Origin of the sequence: Colwellia sp. MB3u-55, from assembly GCF_014076785.1 — a bacterium.
Lineage (GTDB): Bacteria > Pseudomonadota > Gammaproteobacteria > Enterobacterales > Alteromonadaceae > Colwellia_A.
This window is the reverse complement of record NZ_JACGUS010000114.1, coordinates 41625-59718: the sequence shown is the minus strand read 5'-3', so window position 1 is coordinate 59718 and position 18094 is coordinate 41625. Positions and strand designations below refer to the sequence as shown.

Sequence of the window (18094 nt, the reverse complement as noted above, 5' to 3'; positions counted from 1 at the left end):
GATCAAAATTTATGACCATAGAAATCCTTCCAGCACGCCTAGCTAACCAAATTGCTGCCGGTGAAGTCGTAGAACGTCCTTCATCAGTGGTGAAAGAGTTAGTTGAAAACAGCTTAGATGCTGGCGCAACGACCATTAAAATAGACATTGAAAAAGGTGGCGCTAAACGTATTCGTATTAGTGATAATGGCTCGGGTATTGTTAAAGATGAACTAACGTTAGCGCTAAGTCGTCATGCGACCAGTAAGATTAAAGATTTAAATGATTTAGAAGGTATTTGTAGTTTAGGGTTTCGTGGCGAAGCACTGGCAAGTATTAGCTCAGTCTCTCGCTTAACGTTGACGTCAAAACCTGCCGAGCAAGAATCAGCTTGGCAAGCCATTGCCGAAGGACGAGATATGGCGGTAGCCTTACAACCCGCTGCACATCCCAATGGCACGACCATTGATGTTGTTGACTTGTTTTTTAATACCCCCGCGAGACGAAAATTCCTGCGTACTGAAAAAACAGAGTTCACTCATATTGAAGAGGTTATTAAGCGTATCGCTTTGGCGCGCTTTGACGTTAGTTTTATTTTGTCACATAATCAGAAAGTGATTAAGCATTTTAAATCAGTCAATAATAAAAGCTTATACGCAAAACGGGTAGCACAAATTTGTGGTCAAAAGTTTATTGAGCATTCACTGGAAATTGACTGCCAGCATGGCGATTTACAATTATCAGGTTGGGTAGGGCTACCAAGCTTTGCCCGTAACCAAAATGATTTATGCTTTAGTTACGTGAATGGCCGTATGATGCGAGACAAGTTAATTAATCACGCCATTCGTCAAGCTTACAGTCATCTGTTACCTGCGGATACTTACCCAGCTTTTGTGCTGTTTCTGGTGCTTGATGTCCGAGAAGTTGATGTAAATGTTCACCCAGCAAAACATGAAGTACGGTTTCATCAAGGGCGTTATATTCATGATTTTATTTATTCGGTTTGTCATAACGCGTTAAGCGAAAATGCTAATGTTGGCTTATTACCTGAATCAGAAGATCAACCCTCGGCTACTTTACCACTTCAGCCTGAAAGCCGTGCGGTAAATTATAGACAAGACAATCAGCTTGAGTCACATGAAACCGGGCAGCAATTAACGCGTGATTATATTAAACCATTGACGAAAGTTACCGATGTTCAAAGCGAACCCTATCAAAGTAGCAAGCCAGGTAGTCAAAAAAATTATTCATCTTATACGCACAGTAATAACCAAGTGAGCAGAAATGCTGCGCAAGCTTATCAAACATTGATGACACCTTTGTCTAGTGGAAAGTCAGATGAAGACAGTGCCGCTCTGCCAATACATGAGGTGAATGAAAATGATCACTTAGTGTTAACCAAGATTATTGATGATAAATATGCGGTGATAACGTTAGACAATGAACTACGTTTATTGGCATTAAACAAAATAGAGCAAGCGGTTAAATTCTTCGAAGTAAAAAACAGATGGCAGCATAATTTTGTTAGCCAGCCGTTACTATTGCCGATTAAGATATCGTTGACGCAAGCACAAGTTACTTTTGTTGAAGCGCAGACTGATGCACTGAAAAAAATAGGTATTGTCGCGAATGTTTTATCCAAGAACAGTATACAAGTACGAGAGTTTCCGGCCTTGTTAAGAAATAAAGATGTAAATTTAAGTTTTAATAAGCTCTTAACACTTTTGTGTTTAGAAGATGGACAAGAATTAACAAATAGTGATTGGCAACAAGCCTTTGCAAGTTTATTGTCTGCTGATTCTTACGATAACCAACAAGCTAAAAGCCTACTCCGTTTGAGTCAGCAACAATTAAATCCTACCTTTGAGCAGCAGCTACGCTTGAATTCGGTATTGATAGACCTCACATCATCAATAAGAATGTTAACGAATGCTACTTAAATTGATGTCTGACGCTTTATCAACAAACAATATTGACAGTAAAAACCGTAAATTACCGCCAGTCATTTGTTTGATGGGGCCTACTGCATCAGGTAAAACAGCGTTAGCAATGGCATTACATGATGCCTTGCCATGCGATATTATCAGTGTTGATTCTGCGCTTGTTTATCGTGATATGGACATTGGTACTGCAAAACCAACAGCAGAAGAATTAGCAAAGTATCCGCATCGATTAATTAATTTAATTGATGCCAGCGAGAGTTACTCTGCCGCTGATTTTTGTCGTGACGCTTTAGTAGAAATTGAGAAAATCAGGGCAAATAACCGCATACCTTTATTGGTTGGCGGTACTATGATGTATTTTAAAAGCCTGATTGAGGGTATCTCGCCTCTGCCGGCGGCCGATGTCAAAATTCGCCAAGGCATAGCCGACGAAGCTGAACAATTTGGCTGGGAGAACATTCATCAACAACTTGCTAGCGTAGACCCAGTTTCTGCCGAACGTATTCACAAAAATGATCCGCAACGATTAATGCGGGCATTAGAAGTTTACCGCCTAACGGGCAAAAGTATGACCGACTTAACGAAAGTTAAGGGTGAGCGACTCAGTGGTGATGTTTTACAATTTGCTATCTCACCGAAAGAGCGTAAAGATTTACATGCTCGTATTGCGCTTAGGTTTGAACAGATGATTGAACAAGATTTTGAATCAGAAGTTGTTAAGTTAAAACAGCGTGACGATTTGCATGAAAATTTACCCGCTATTCGTTGTGTGGGTTATCGACAGATGTGGGAATATTTAGATGGTGAAGTCGACCATGATGAAATGGTTTTCAAAGGCATTTGTGCGACGCGACAACTGGCTAAACGACAGTTAACTTGGTTGAGAAATTGGCCAAATTTACAATGGTTGCATATGGAAGACGAAAATAATTTAAAACTAATTATGTCTTCAGTAAGCAAACTTTAAACCTTGATGTATAATAAAAACAGTTGCATAGTAAGTAACTAGTTTTCTAGAGAAAAAACTCTTACATACATTTATTAAAAATAACAAAAAAGGGGCCAAACAATGGCAAAGGGGCAATCTTTACAAGACCCATTTTTGAATGCTTTACGACGTGATCGCATTCCGGTAGCAATATATTTAGTTAATGGCATTAAACTACAAGGACAAGTAGAGTCCTTTGATCAATTTGTTATTTTACTTAAAAATACAGTGAGTCAAATGGTCTATAAACACGCCATTTCTACTGTTGTTCCTTCACGGGCAGTTTCTACGATGCCAGCACCACAAACTGGTGATTATAGTCAGGAACAGCAAGATTAATGATTTCGTTGAGTTTGGTTGTACACCAAATATTACGTGTCCAAAAGTTTCTTTTGGTTTAACTATTTAGTTTATAGGTAATACTCAATTGTTTGATCGTTATCAAGCAGGTGAACAAGCTATTCTTGTTCACCTCGATTTCCCTGATGAAAATGCGCGCGAAGACTTACAAGAATTTGAAATGCTTGTTAGCTCTGCGGGCGTTAACGCGCTTGCAATTGTTACAGGTAAACGTACTACACCTCATACTAAATTCTTTGTTGGTAGTGGTAAAGCTGAAGAAGTTGCCGAGGCGGTAAAGTTACATCAAGCCAATGTGGTACTTTTTAATCATGCACTTTCTCCTTCACAAGAAAAAAATATTGAAGCATTGTGTGAGTGCCGCGTTGTTGACCGAACAACACTCATCCTAGATATTTTTGCCCAGCGCGCTCGAACACATGAAGGTAAGATGCAAGTAGAACTTGCGCAATTACGTCATATGAGTACGCGTTTGATCCGTGGCTGGACACACCTTGAAAGGCAAAAAGGTGGTATTGGCCTCCGCGGGCCTGGTGAAACTCAGCTAGAAACTGATCGCCGTCTACTTCGCGATCGTATGGTAAATATACGTAAACGTTTAGAACGTGTTGAAAAGCAACGCCAGCAAGGTAGAAGAGCAAGAACACGCGCCGAAATACCGACAATTTCTTTAGTGGGTTATACCAACGCAGGTAAATCGACGCTGTTTAATATTATTACTCAGGCAGACGTTTACGCAGCAGATCAATTATTTGCAACCTTAGATCCCACATTACGAAAAATTGAAATTGAAGATGTTGGCCGGGCCATTTTAGCTGATACCGTTGGCTTTATTCGTCATTTACCTCATGATTTAGTCGCCGCTTTTAAAGCAACATTGACTGAAACTCGTGAAGCTGAACTATTATTGCATGTCATTGATATTTCAGATGATAGGCGAACTGAAAATATTGAACAGGTTGAAACGGTTTTGAAAGAGATCGAAGCGGGTGATGTACCACAATTATTAATTTGTAATAAAATAGATGTTTTGGACGATATTGAACCACGCATCGACAGAGACGACACAGGTCTACCTATACGAGTATGGTTATCTGCACAAAAAGGCATAGGGATTGAATTACTTTTTCAAGCGCTAGCTGAACGACTCGGAAAGAAAATAGTCAAACATAACTTATGCTTACCTCCTAGCGAAGGTAAACTACGTGGTGTGTTTTATCAATTAAATTCTATTGTTGATGAACGGTATGACGAAGATGGAAATTGTTTATTGAAAATTAAATTACCTGCAAGAGAGTGGGATAGATTAATTAAACTGAGTGAAGCTGATATAGAAGGCTTTATTGAACGTAAACAGACTGATATATTACCGTAATGGGTAAATAGTAGTTTTAGCACTTATTTAAATTTATAGTTAGTGGAGAAGACCATGGCGTGGAATGAACCGGGGAATAATGATAAAGACCCCTGGAAAAAGAAAGATGATAAGAATCAAGGGCCACCAGATTTAGACGACTTACTAAAAGATATTGGTAATAAGTTTGGCGGTATTTTTGGTGGAAAATCATCAAAAGATGGCAGCAAGAAAGGCGCATCGAATGTTGGTATCGCTATTGCGGTAATCGTGGGTATTCTTGTGTATGCTTTTAGTGGTTTCTACACTATCAAAGAAGCTGAAAAAGGTATCGTATTACGTTTTGGGCAATACGATGGCACAGTTGAGCCAGGTTTACGCTGGAAATGGACATTCGCTGAACGTATTATTCCTGTAGATATGCAAACAACACGCGACTTACCTGCATCTGGTTTTATGCTAACCAAAGATGAGAACGTGGTACGTGTTGAAATGCAGATACAGTATCGTGTTGTTGATGCCCGTGATTATATTTTCAGTGTTACTGATGCCGATGACAGTTTAAGCCAGTCACTAGATAGTGCTTTACGCTTCGTTATTGGTGACTCTAAAATGGATGATATTTTAACAAGTGGCCGTGAAAAAGTGCGTCAAGATGTCTGGAAAGAATTAGATGACATTATTGCCCCGTATAATCTTGGTTTAATTGTTGTCGATGTCAACTTTAAAGATGCTCGTCCTCCTGAAGAAGTCAAAGATGCTTTTGACGATGCTATTTCAGCACAAGAAGATGAAGTTCGTTTTTTACGTGAAGCCGAAGCCTATGCCCGTGGTATTGAACCAAGAGCACGTGGCCGAGTAAAACGTATGGAACAAGAGGCCATCGCTTATAAACAACAAACGGTATTAGATGCCGAAGGTGAAGTTGCTAAATTCAATAAATTACTTCCAGAATACCTTGCTGCTCCAGAAGTTACTCGCCAGCGTATGTATTTATCAACAATGGAAAATGTTTATGCTAATACCAGTAAGGTTATGGTTGATGTTGAAGGTGGCAATAACATGATGTATTTACCATTAGATAAAATGATGCAAAATCAGTCTTCTGGTCAACGTACTTTACCTGAGAGTCAAACGCGAGCGACCCAATCGATTAATACTCAAAGTACTGCGCCTGATTTATCAGGTCGTGCAGACAGATTTAACGAAGGGAGAAATTAAGCAATGAAAAACTTTATTATTGCCCTAATTGTATTATTCTCAGTATTAACCGTCTCTTCTGTTTTCATTGTTTTTGAAGGACAACGTGGTATCGTTTTTCAGTTTACAAAAATTAAACGTGATGCTGATTCAGGTGAAATGATTGTTTATGAACCGGGTTTACACTTTAAAATACCCTTTATTAACAACGTTCGCAGACTTGATGCTCGTATTCAAACGCTTGATGAAGCGGCTGATCGCTTTGTAACATCTGAGAAAAAAGATTTAATGGTCGACTCATTTGTTAAGTGGCGTATTGTTGACTTTTCAACGTTCTACTTACGTACTTCTGGTTCAGTAGAAAATGCTCGTGCGTTATTGAAACAAAAAGTAAATAATGGTTTACGTACTGAGTTTGGTACGCGCACCATTAAAGAAATTGTTTCAGGTGACCGTGACGGTATTATGGCTAAAGCGTTAGCAAGTGCCTCAAGTAGTCGTGAAGACTTAGGTATTGAAGTTATTGATGTACGTATTAAAGCGATTAACTTACCCGCTGAAGTCAGTGCTTCTATCTATGACCGTATGCGAGCAGAGCGAACAGCTGTAGCAAAAGAGCATCGTTCTAAAGGTCAAGAGCAAGCGGAAATTATCCGTGCTACGATAGATTCTAAAGTAACCGTTATGTTAGCGACAGCACAAAAAGAAGCACAAGAAATGCGTGGTGAAGGCGATGCGTTAGCGGCTAAAGTTTATGCTGATTCATATGGACAAGATCCAGAGTTTTTCAGTTTTTACCGTAGCCTTGAAGCATATGAAAAAAGTTTTAGTAGTAAAAGTGATATCTTGGTGGTTAAACCCGATAGTGATTTCTTTAACTACTTAAAAGAAGGCGCTACAATTAAAAAGTAGTCTACTTTTTTGATAAAAAAGCCATGACTTGTCATGGCTTTTTCGTATCTGCTATTTACCTATAGAAGTGATTGAGGAGTAATAACATGGTAGAGACACTATTAACGGTATTTGCTTTGGTACTGATTACTGATGTACTCATTCCTGCACTTTTTCCAAATAAGTGGTGCGACAATTTTTTTGTATCTGCTAGTTACCTATAGAAGTGATTGCGGAGTAATAACATGGTAGAGACACTATTAACGGCATTTGCTTTGGTACTGATTACTGATGGACTCATTTCTGCACTTTTCCCAAATAAGTGGCGCGACAATTTTTTTGATAAAAAAGCTATGACTCGTTATGGCTTTTTCGTATCTGCTAGTTACCTATAGAAGTGATTGAGGAGTAATAACATGCTAGAGACACTATTAACGGCATTTGCTTTGGTACTGATTATTGAGGGGCTTATTCCTGCACTTTTTCCAAATAAGTGGCGCGACACTATGGAAAAGTTAGCACAACAATCAAGCTTATCTATTCGTAATATTGGCATTAGCTTACTCGTCGTAGGCACATTTATTTTATGGTTACTGAGTTATTAGACTAAAAAATGCCATAAAAGTTTTTCATAACCCCTTTAGTTAATTGAATATTTTTAAATTGCATTAAAAATCATCATTTATTACTTGGACTACTATTTGATTTTTGATAAAATCCCCGCCTAATTTTTTATCGAAATTGAAAACATGGGCAAAAACGTCGTAGTTCTAGGCACCCAATGGGGTGACGAAGGTAAGGGTAAGATTGTTGATTTACTCACAGATAAAGCTAAGTACGTCGTACGTTATCAAGGAGGCCATAATGCAGGTCATACTTTGGTAATAGACGGTGAAAAAACCGTACTTCATTTAATTCCATCGGGCGTATTACGTGACAATGTGAAATGTTTAATCGGCAACGGCGTAGTTTTATGCCCGAAAGCCTTGATGACAGAAATCGCAATGTTAGAAGCCAAAGGCGTTCCTGTACGTGAACGTTTACTTATTAGTGACGCTTGTCCGTTAATTCTTCCTTATCATAATGCTCTAGATGCTGCGCGAGAAATCGCTCGTGGTAATAAGCCTATTGGTACGACAGGACGTGGTATTGGTCCAGCTTATGAAGACAAAGTTGCTCGCCGTGGTTTACGTGTTGGCGATTTAGTTTGTGCTGAGTCATTTGCGATTAAATTAAAAGAAATTGTTGATTACCATAATTTCTCTTTAGAGCATTACTACAAAGTTGCGCCAGTTTGTTATGACACTGTGCTTGCTGATGCTTTATCAGTTCGTGACGTTATTCTTAAAATGGTTGCCGATGTAGCTGAAATTCTTGATCAAGCCCGTAAAAACGGCGACTCAATTATGTTTGAAGGTGCTCAAGGGACTTTACTTGATATTGATCACGGTACTTATCCTTATGTAACTTCTTCAAACACTACTGCAGGTGGCGTTGCTACCGGTTGTGGTTTTGGACCTCGCCATTTAGATTATATTTTAGGTATTACTAAAGCATACACGACACGTGTTGGCTCTGGTCCTTTCCCTACAGAATTAGATGACGAAGTCGGTGAACATTTAGGTACTGTAGGCCATGAATTTGGCGCGACTACGGGACGTGAACGTCGATGTGGTTGGTTTGACGCGGTTGCTATGCACCGTGCCATTCAAGTTAACAGCGTAACAGGATTTTGTTTAACCAAACTTGATGTTTTAGACGGTTTAAAAACCCTTAAAATATGTACAGGTTACCTTACTGAAGCAGGCGATATTATTACTGTACCGCCTACAGCTGCTGAAGGTTATGACAGAATTACACCTGTTTATGAAGAAATGCCAGGTTGGTCTGAAGTTACTGTTGGCGCAACTTCTCGTGACGCTTTACCTGCTAATGCGATCGCTTACATTAAGCGCATTGAAGAATTAACAGGGGTCCCGGTTGATATTATTTCAACAGGTCCAGATCGTAATGAAACCATTATTTTAGTAAACCCGTTTGCTGAGTAATTAGAGCGAATAATTTTTTCTAAAATAAGACGAATAAAACCACCACTGAGGTGGTTTTTTTTTACCTAAAATAAATTATTTCAATGGCCATTATTGAATATAAATGCAAAAGCAATTAATCAAGGTTATAAGCGATAGTGACAACGTTGATGAAGATTAATTATTAATTGGATAACTTCACCGATAAATTCGTTGTTGTGTGTTGAAAAAAAGAAAAATCGACGGCTAAATTTTTTAAGTCAAAGAAGTTTATAAAAATGGTCATAAAATAGGGTGAATAGATTAAGCTGTATAGCGAATATTTAGTTTTATGATGTGCAATACAAAAGGGCTAAGGGTATGTTTGTTATAGCTTCTAGCACTTTTTTATATAAGAATAACGTTGGAACAAAATGTAAGATTACCATAGTATATACCCGTTACTATTTAAAGATCACAGACAAAGGTGTATCTTGATTGACAACGAGTCTATATAACTATGCTGTATATAAACAAAAAAAAACGTGAAAAATGGCATATATAAGACAATAAATTCACCTAACGCATAGGATCAATCATGACTGACTTTCGCCAACAAGCACTTGATTACCATCAATTCCCAACACCTGGAAAAATAAGTGTTGAATTAACCACGGCCGCTGAAACTAGCCGTGATTTAGCACTCGCCTATAGCCCAGGTGTTGCTGAACCCGTTCGCGCAATTGCGGCAAATCCCGATGATGTTTACAAATATACGGGCAAAGGCAATACCGTCGCTGTTATTACCAATGGTACCGCTATTTTAGGGTTAGGTAATCTAGGTGGTATGGCTGCTAAGCCGGTAATGGAAGGCAAAGCATTATTATTTAAGCGATTTGCCGGTATTAATTCATTTGATATCGAAGTTAAACATAAGACAGTTGAAGACTTTATAAATACGGTCGCCAATATCGCTGACAGTTTTGGTGGTATTAACTTAGAAGATATTAAAGCACCAGAGTGTTTTGCTATTGAAAAGGCACTTATTGAACGTTGTAAAATACCGGTATTCCATGATGATCAACATGGTACCGCTATTGTTACTGCTGCTGGGATGATCAATGCCTTGGAAATCCAAGGTAAAAGTATTAAAGATGCCAACATTATTTGTCTTGGCGCAGGCGCAGCAGCAATTGCTTGTATGGAACTATTAATCAAATGTGGCGCTCAGCGCGAAAAAATCTACATGCTTGATACTAAAGGTGTGATTCATACCCGACGTGATGATCTTAACGAATATAAGCGGATGTTTGCTAATAATACGGATAAACGTACCCTTGAAGATGTTATCGATGGTGCAGATGTATTTGTCGGTGTTTCTGGACCCAATTTGCTTTCTGTTGAGCATGTAAAATTAATGGCGCCAAATCCAATTATCTTTGCTTGTTCAAACCCAGACCCTGAAATAAAACCTTCATTAGCACTTGCTGTTCGTGATGATCTTATTATTGCTACCGGTCGCTCTGATTACCCTAACCAAGTCAATAATGTGTTATGTTTTCCTTTTATTTTTCGTGGCGCTTTAGATGTTCGCGCTAGAACGATTAACGATGAGATGAAAATTGCTGCTGTTCATGCTATTCGTGAATTAGCAAAGGAACCGGTTTCACAAGAAGTGTTAGATGCTAGTGGTGAGAAAAGTTTGACCTTTGGTAAGGAGTATATTATTCCTAAGCCAATGGATCCTCGTTTGTGTGGTCGAGTAGCGCTTGCCGTTGCTAAAGCGGCGGTTGAATCTGGAGTGGCAGCCCTAGAATTACCTGAAAACTATATGGCATAATCAGTAGTATTTATTAACAACGCTGTAAAAGGAGAGCTCGACTCTCCTTTTTATATTTATGACAAATAGTATGTTATGGTCCAGTGACTGTATCTACGCAGGAAGTAGGGAGTAGAAAGTAGGGTAACGCAGCAGCAGTTACCGAGATGGTAAAGAGTAGGTTATTAAGGGTAATTGGTCATGGTGACTCCAAGGCATCGATGTATTAGCTGCATTATTACTCTTGTACGTCATCTATGTTCCTGACAAATCATTAATACTTGCACCTCTTAAGGCAATGTCACCGATTTCAAAGCGTGACAATATTGAGTAGAACGAATAACAATGAAAACTCCAACGAAAGCCGCTTTACTCTCAGCACTTGTTTACCCGGGTATTGGCCAACTAATTTGTCACGCTTATCGACGGGCTACGTTATTTATTTTAAGTTTTTCTGTGACGGCATATTTGTATATTGAAGAAGTGATGAGGCAATATCAGCCACTTATCAATAAAGTTAAATCAGGTGAAGTTGCGCTAAATAGCCAAGCACTGATCGCTGAGATGGCAAGAAATCCCATTATTGTTGACCCTATCCTAGTGAGTACATTAACTTATATGCTATTAACTTGCTGGGTACTGGCGATTGTAGATGCTTATCGTACGGGCATAAAAAAAGACGCCGGAGCGTCTTTTTGAGTAAGTGCATTAAAACCCTTAGCTACTCGTCTTCAATTTCAAATTGACTGAAGTCGGTAATACCTTTTGCTATTAACGCTTCGCGCACACTTTTAGGTAACATCTCTGTATTGTCTTTTGTTAAATCGCCATCATCAGGAAGAGGCTGTCCGGTAAAAGCATGCAGAAAAGCTTCACATAACAATTCGCTGTTAGTTGCATGGCGTAAGTTGTTAACTTGCCGACGAGTACGTTCATCCGTTAACACTTTCAGTACCCGCAACGGGATTGAGACCGTAATTTTCTTAACTTGCTCACTTTTTTTACCATGTTCGGCGTATGGTTTTATATAATCGCCATTCCACTTTGCCATTTAATTACCTTTGTTTAGCTAAATTACTTTTTATAAGTTAGATTTTACTGGTTGTTGGCGTTGAGTCAATAACGAATGTGTAGAAGTTTAGAAGTCTAAAGTTCTTGACCGACAAAAGTAAAGTGTTTAGAGTTATAGACGTCCAAACATCTATTTGATTTTACTGCCCGATTGGAGCAAAAAATGACAAGCAAAAAACCAGCAACATTAGCTGTTAGAGCCGGCATTAATAGTGATGAACATCACGGTGCGGTTGTTCCTGCCATTCATTTATCGAGTACTTATGCTTTAAAAGGCTTCAACAATAAGCGCCAATTTGATTATTCCCGAACAGGCAACCCAACTCGAAGCACGTTTGCACAAGCTATCGCTGATTTAGAGCAGGGTGCTGTTGGCATTGTTACTAGCACAGGAATGTCAGCGGTGCACTTAATCTGTCAGTTACTGACAACAAAAGATACGGTTGTTATTCCACATGATTGCTATGGTGGAAGTTATCGCTTGTTTACCCACCTAGCAAAACGTGGCTTATTTAATGTGCTTGTTGTTGATCAAAACGATGATCTAGCTTTAGCGCAAGCGCTTGAACAAAAGCCAAGATTAGTTTTGATTGAGTCACCCAGTAATCCATTATTACGGTTGGTTGATATAAAAAAGGTTACTCAAGCCAGTCATGCTGTTGGTGCTTTAGTGGCAGTAGATAATACGTTTCTTTCTCCCTTGTTACAGCAACCGCTATTATTAGGTGCTGATATTGTTTTTCACTCGACAACTAAATATATTAATGGTCATAGTGATGTTGTGGGTGGAGTGTTAGTAACAAAAGAAAAAGAACTGGGTGAAGAGCTAGCGTGGTGGGCAAATTGTATTGGTATTACGGGTTCACCTTTCGACAGTTATCTGGCATTACGTGGCTTAAAAACCTTACCGCTGCGTATGAAACAGCATCAAGAAAATGCTAATGCTGTTGCAAAATACTTAGAAAATCATCGAGCAATTAACGCGGTATACTTTCCTGGTTTAAAAAATCACCCGGGACACGAAATTGCTAAGCGTCAGCAAAAAGATTTTGGCGCTATGATGAGTTTCGAAATAAAAGGCGGTGTTGAAGCGGTTAAAGTACTGTTTGACAACTTATCACTCTTTACCTTGGCACAGTCATTAGGTGGCGTTGAAAGTTTAATCAGTCATCCATCAACGATGACCCATGCAGGTATGGAAATTGAAGCACAAATTGCAGCAGGTATCACTCAATCTTTAATCCGAATTTCTGTCGGTATTGAAGATGTTAGTGATATTATTAATGACTTAGAACAAGCTTTATCGGCAAGCCAAATTTAAAGTTATAGACTATTTTTAGTAGAAAAATTAACGAGTGAAAATGACACAGTCAAATACAGTAGAACAATTATCATCAGGGAAAAATCAACTGGCGAAGCATGCTATTCATGTACATAAATTTGGTGGCAGCAGCTTAGCAACTACCCAATGTATTGAACGTGTGGTTGATATTATTCGTCAAAACTGTCAACTAAATGATTTAGTTGTTGTTTCGGCAAATGGAAACACGACGGATGACTTATTCAATATTTATAAACTCGCACTTGAAAAAAGTGACGAGCTGTTTTTGGCTATTGAAACACTAGAGAAATCACAAAGCACATTAATTGGTGAGTTATTGAACCCTAGCAGTGCAGCAGACCTTATCAAGGTTTTGTCTGATGATATAACACAGTTAACGGCTTGGTTATCTGACCAGCCAAGCCAGCACCATGCTGATATGCTGGCATTTGGAGAACTGTGGTCGGCGCGTTTATTATCGGCGGTGTTAAGTGAAAAAGTTTGTCCAAGTTATGCTATTGATGCGCGTGACTTTCTGGTTATCAATAATGATAAAGACTGTGCAGTCGACAATCAGCAAAGTAGTCAAAATTTTCAGCAGAAGTTACAAAAAGGAAAGTTGGCGGTTATTACTGGCTATATCACTAAAAATTCTCAAGGTGAAACCTGTACCTTAGGCCGAAATGGTAGTGACTATTCAGCAACAATTATTGCATCACTGTCGGGCGCGCTGAATGTTACCCTATGGACTGATGTTGATGGCATATATAGTGCCGATCCTCGTATTGTGCCACTTGCCCGTAAATTACATCGCTTACCTAATGGTGTCGCGAAAGAATTGGGGCGCTTAGGTAACCCGGTTTTGCATGCAAAAACCTTACAGCCGCTTACTAACCACAGCACACACCTTCATGTAGCAAGTAGCTTTGATCCTGAAATTTCTGGTACAGAGATAGGAAAATTTGGTCAAATTGCTAAACAGGAATTGTCGGTCACCTCGCTTAACGATCTGTTACTGGTAAAATCGACCAGTTTAGCCGGTTCGTTTGGTGAACAAGCCAGTAATGAGTTTTCTGCGATATGTAGTGATGTTCAGCAAGGTTTTATGGTTATCCACCAAACGCAACAAAAATTAGTCAGTCAGTGGCTGGCAAGTCATGATACCGAAGTGTCATTTACACCAGTGTCTATTATAGCGATTGTTGGTCATAGTGTGGTAAATCAAGGTAATATCCAAGCGCGCTTTAAACGTGCCCTCAAGCATACTCATGTACTGCATGTGGTGAACTCGTTAAGTGAGCATAGTATTATTGCCATTCTTCAGCAGAGTTGTACCGGTGAGTTACTTAATAATGTTCATTATGATATGACTAAAGACGCTCGACACATAGGTGTTGTTGTTTCAGGGCTTGGTAATATAGGTCAACGATTTTTAGACTTGTTACCCGCGCAACTCAATAGAGTCTCTGTGTTAGAGAACGTTCATTTAGTCGGTTTAGTCACCTCTAAAAAAGCATTGCTTAATACCGATGGTATCGATGTTAATCAAGCAATGTCGCTCTATGAAAGAGATGCTACACCTTGTGATAATACCTTATTGATGTCGTGGTTAACGAACCATCCTTACGACGAATTAATTGTTGTCGATATCACCCCTAGCGAACATTTTAGTGATTTATACAGTGAGTTCTTTAAAGAAGGTATTCATGTTATTGGTGCCAATAAATGGGCGGCTTCTGCGAGTACCGTTCGTTATAATGACTTAGTATTAACCGCGGCTGAAAATAAAAGCTTATGGTTAGGAAGTACTACTGTTGGCGCTGGGTTGCCAGTTAATTTTGCCATTAACGATTTATTGAAAAGTGGCGATAAGATAACAGAAATATCAGGAATTTTTTCAGGCACGCTTTCTTGGCTATTTGAAACTTACGACGCCAGTGTACCGTTTTCAACCTTATTAATGGACGCCTTATCACAAGGGATCACTGAACCCGATCCACGAGAAGATCTTTCTGGGCGGGATGTACAACGAAAATTACTGATCTTAGCGCGTATGGCAGGTTTTGAATTATCACTTGATGATATTCAATGCGAAAATTTAGTGCCAGAATCCTTACAAGGGTTGTCAACGGCAGAATTTTTAGCAAAGTCAGCAGACTTGGACAGTTACTTTGCTGAACAACTCACTACCGCATCTAAACAGCAAGCCTGTATTCGTTATATTGCAAAATTCTGTGTCAACGAACAAGGCCAATTGAGCGCTAAGGTTTATCTTGCGACGCTTGCTAAGAATGATCCCTTTGCCTCTTTAACTCCGGGTGATAATATCTTTTTAATTAAGAGCCATTGGTATCAAGATAACCCCCTTATTATTCGTGGACCCGGCGCGGGTCGTGATGTTACCGCGGGTGGCCTACATTCAGACTTAGTGAGTATTTGCCAGCAACTGGCCGGTAAAAAACACCAAGTTAAAATCAAAGGTCTAAGTTAAATGAGCATAATCTAGCTGTCATCATTATTACTGCACTAAGGCATTAATACGCTAAATGAGAAAAAGCACGACCGGTAGGTTGTGCTTTTTCTCAATCAATACTAATAAACACTTGTCTGTTATCGCATTATTAACTAGCCTTTAGATAATTAAAAAAATTAGCTACTTAGCACAGGCACCAAGTTGTATTTACATGGAAAATAAAACCTATAGCGACAGCTATTTTACCAGCCAAGTAAAAAGTCTTTTAAGCAGAATTTATGGCCACAGCCAATTAAATGATTCCGTTCTTGAGCGTGCGATTGAGTACTATGAAAAACAATCTTTTATTGAGCATAAGTTAGATGAGCTCAAGCAAAATATTGAAAAAGTTAGTAGGCAAACAGCCACGGATAAAGCTAAAACTTTACGGGTAAGACTCGAACGTGAACAACGCAATTATTACGAGGAATTACGCTTTGAACGCAATGAGCGTCATCAACATCTCTATAAACTCTCTAAAGAGATCATCAAGTTGTCTGAGGGTGATTGCTTTGAAGACAGTAATCGTAAATCTAGCCAGCTTTTAGGTACCATACAATTAGTGAGTCCCACCCAGGGGCATAAAATTGCTTTAACCAACGAGCAACATAAACCGCTTTATAAAAGTGTGTTATGTTTGCGTTTATTTGACCGACTATGCATGGATCATCATATTGTTGAGCCTTATATCAAGATTGCTTTGGGGGATATCAACGCAGAGCAATATCAAATGTTGGCTGAAGATAACCCCAAGGCCTATCAAGCCTTTGTAGAAAAAGTAAAAATTCCACTGGTCATGGCGGCGCTATTACAAGATATCGGTAATAACCACCCCGAGTCGCTAGCCATTTTACGTGGTGCAGATTATCAAAAAGATCCCCATCGAACTCTACCTATTGAGGAGCGAAAAGCACTCTTACAAATAAATTATCGGGAAACGGTTAAGTATCTTATTGATGGTATTGGCGCCGGTATATATATTGGTAATTCAAAGAAAGATCGCGACGAGTACAATGTAATTGAGCATAAAAAACTATTGTTCATTAAGCATTTACTCAAAAGTGCCGTCAACCCAAAAAAGGGTATTGGCAACCTTCTTAAAGTACCACAAATATACAGTTCTATTATCTTGTCGACAAAAGATAGCTATAACTACAAATTATTACCGAAAGTTTATCATGTTCTTAATCAAAACGCGGAGCGGGGAGCTTGTTGTCAAGTAGTGGTTAATGCACTGACAAAAATTACTGGCCATTTTCCACAAGGTTATGGTGTTACCTATGTTCCGTATGAACAAGATATTAATGACCGCTATGAATATGCTGTCGTTAGCCAGCTTTATCCTGAGAATGCTGATTATCCTATTTGCCGAACGGTAACGCGCAACTTAGCTTTCATAAGTCATGGACAAGAGATAGTCATTAAAAAATCTGCTAATTTATATTTTACTGAAACAGCTAAAAGTTTCTCTACTATCAGTAAAGAGCGCCTCCATGAAATATTAGATTTGTTAGTGTCAAATTCTCATGAGCGTAAACAACTAGATCTACTTCCTCGCTGTTGGCAGCCAGGAGAATTTTTTTCAGTCAATATTAATCAAAAGCTGTGGAACAAAGCTAAATAACGTTACAGTCTTTGCTTTCACAACTCCATAATGAAAACACTGACTCTGTTGTTGTTACCAAAGAGGGGTATTTACAGTAAATATTAATCAAAAACTGTCAAATAAGGCTAAATAACCATAATGCTTTTTCATTGTCTGTTAAAGTTCAGGTAAAATGGCCTTTATTACTTTGCATAACTTTGGAATATCTCGTGAGCGATCAAGAAAAAAGACTGAATAAATTTATCAGTGAATCAGGTTACTGCTCGCGCCGAGCTGCTGATAAGTTGATTGAAGAAAGTCGAGTTACGATCAATGGTAAAAGCCCTGAGTTAGGTACTAAAGTACAAGCGGGTGATGTGGTTTTTGTTGATGGTAAACAAATTGGTGCTATGCCGGCTAATAAATCTGACCGGGTTTACATTGCTTATAACAAGCCAGTGGGTATTACCTGTACGACCGAGCTACATGTTAGAGGTAATATTATTGATGCTATTGGTCACAAAGAAAGGATCTTTCCGATAGGGCGCTTAGATAAGCCTTCAGAAGGATTAATTTTCTTGACCAGTGATGGTGATATCGTTAATAAAATTTTGCGCGCTGAAAATGCCCATGACAAAGAATATATTGTCACGGTTGATAAACCCATCAGTGAGCGCTTTATCCAACGGATGTCAAAAGGTGTACCTATACTGGGTACCATCACTAAACCCTGTCTTGTTAAAGTAGAAAGTAAATTTGTTTTTCGTATTATCTTAACGCAAGGTTTAAATCGTCAAATTCGCCGGATGTGTGAATATTTAGATTACGAAGTTTTACAGCTGAAACGTTCGCGTATTATGAGTGTCGAGTTGGGTGATTTACGACCAGGACAATGGCGAGATTTAACCACAGCGGAAATGGTTGAAATTAATGCAGCGGTAGCCACGTCGACGAAAACAGCTTTACCAAAAGAAATCGATGAATCGGGTGATCCATGGGCAACCGTTATTGCAGTAACAGACATAGAAAATGATGTTAAAAAATAAAGCTTAGTCATACTAAACG

16 protein-coding genes are annotated in these 18094 nt (G+C 38.9%); 15 read left to right on the top strand and 1 reads right to left on the bottom strand.

All coding sequences use genetic code 11. The annotated features are described in order from the left end of the window. The first annotated feature begins 11 nt into the window (after positions 1-11). The 11 genes from mutL to H4J66_RS10280 all read left to right on the top strand — a co-directional run bounded on the left by mutL (position 12) and on the right by H4J66_RS10280 (position 11239). Positions 12-1919 carry a DNA mismatch repair endonuclease MutL gene (gene mutL, locus H4J66_RS10330; protein WP_182174012.1) on the top strand — a complete coding sequence of 636 codons (1908 nt, stop codon included), beginning with the start codon at positions 12-14 and terminating at the stop codon, positions 1917-1919. Positions 1920-1923: 4 nt separating this feature from the next. Next, positions 1924-2889 (top strand): tRNA (adenosine(37)-N6)-dimethylallyltransferase MiaA, encoded by a 966-nt coding sequence (miaA, locus tag H4J66_RS10325; RefSeq protein ID WP_182174267.1) that lies wholly within the window; start codon positions 1924-1926, stop codon positions 2887-2889. A 102-nt stretch (positions 2890-2991) separates the two neighbouring features. Then, complete coding sequence (gene hfq / locus H4J66_RS10320) at positions 2992-3249, top strand: RNA chaperone Hfq (protein ID WP_070375096.1); 258 nt, start codon at positions 2992-2994, stop codon at positions 3247-3249. A gap of 88 nt (positions 3250-3337) precedes the next feature. Beyond that, complete coding sequence (hflX, locus tag H4J66_RS10315) at positions 3338-4645, top strand: ribosome rescue GTPase HflX (protein ID WP_182174009.1); 1308 nt, start codon at positions 3338-3340, stop codon at positions 4643-4645. Between the two features lie 54 nt (positions 4646-4699). Next, positions 4700-5845 (top strand): FtsH protease activity modulator HflK, encoded by a 1146-nt coding sequence (hflK, locus tag H4J66_RS10310; protein WP_182174006.1) that lies wholly within the window; start codon positions 4700-4702, stop codon positions 5843-5845. A gap of 3 nt (positions 5846-5848) precedes the next feature. Beyond that, complete coding sequence (gene hflC, locus H4J66_RS10305; RefSeq protein ID WP_182174003.1) at positions 5849-6736, top strand: protease modulator HflC; 888 nt, start codon at positions 5849-5851, stop codon at positions 6734-6736. Positions 6737-6960: 224 nt separating this feature from the next. Then, positions 6961-7110, top strand: a complete 150-nt coding sequence (locus H4J66_RS10300) for a DUF2065 family protein (protein WP_182174000.1) — start codon at positions 6961-6963, stop codon at positions 7108-7110. A 21-nt stretch (positions 7111-7131) separates the two neighbouring features. Then, on the top strand, positions 7132-7320 hold the full coding sequence (locus tag H4J66_RS10295; RefSeq protein WP_182173997.1) for a DUF2065 domain-containing protein: 189 nt from the start codon (positions 7132-7134) through the stop codon (positions 7318-7320). A gap of 144 nt (positions 7321-7464) precedes the next feature. After that, positions 7465-8763, top strand: a complete 1299-nt coding sequence (locus tag H4J66_RS10290) for an adenylosuccinate synthase (protein WP_182173994.1) — start codon at positions 7465-7467, stop codon at positions 8761-8763. A gap of 556 nt (positions 8764-9319) precedes the next feature. After that, entirely contained in the window at positions 9320-10561 is a 1242-nt protein-coding gene (locus tag H4J66_RS10285) for a malic enzyme-like NAD(P)-binding protein (RefSeq protein WP_182173991.1), read from the top strand. Between the two features lie 324 nt (positions 10562-10885). After that, positions 10886-11239, top strand: coding sequence for a hypothetical protein (locus H4J66_RS10280; protein ID WP_182173988.1), 354 nt, complete (start codon positions 10886-10888; stop codon positions 11237-11239). Positions 11240-11261: 22 nt separating this feature from the next. Here the strand turns inward: H4J66_RS10280 and metJ are convergent, their stop codons facing one another. Further along, positions 11262-11591, bottom strand: a complete 330-nt coding sequence (metJ, locus tag H4J66_RS10275) for a met regulon transcriptional regulator MetJ (protein WP_070375088.1) — start codon at positions 11589-11591, stop codon at positions 11262-11264. 183 nt (positions 11592-11774) lie between these two features. Here metJ and metB point away from each other — a divergent pair, with 183 nt between their 5' ends. The 4 genes from metB (at position 11775) to rluF (ending at position 18075) form a co-directional block, all read left to right on the top strand. Next, positions 11775-12932 (top strand): cystathionine gamma-synthase, encoded by a 1158-nt coding sequence (gene metB, locus H4J66_RS10270; protein ID WP_182173984.1) that lies wholly within the window; start codon positions 11775-11777, stop codon positions 12930-12932. A 40-nt stretch (positions 12933-12972) separates the two neighbouring features. Then, positions 12973-15423 (top strand): bifunctional aspartate kinase/homoserine dehydrogenase II, encoded by a 2451-nt coding sequence (metL, locus tag H4J66_RS10265; protein WP_182173981.1) that lies wholly within the window; start codon positions 12973-12975, stop codon positions 15421-15423. A 193-nt stretch (positions 15424-15616) separates the two neighbouring features. Then, positions 15617-17068 carry a hypothetical protein gene (locus H4J66_RS10260; protein ID WP_182173978.1) on the top strand — a complete coding sequence of 484 codons (1452 nt, stop codon included), beginning with the start codon at positions 15617-15619 and terminating at the stop codon, positions 17066-17068. Between the two features lie 191 nt (positions 17069-17259). Continuing rightward, positions 17260-18075 (top strand): 23S rRNA pseudouridine(2604) synthase RluF, encoded by an 816-nt coding sequence (gene rluF, locus H4J66_RS10255; RefSeq protein WP_182173976.1) that lies wholly within the window; start codon positions 17260-17262, stop codon positions 18073-18075. Positions 18076-18094 lie beyond the last annotated feature (19 nt).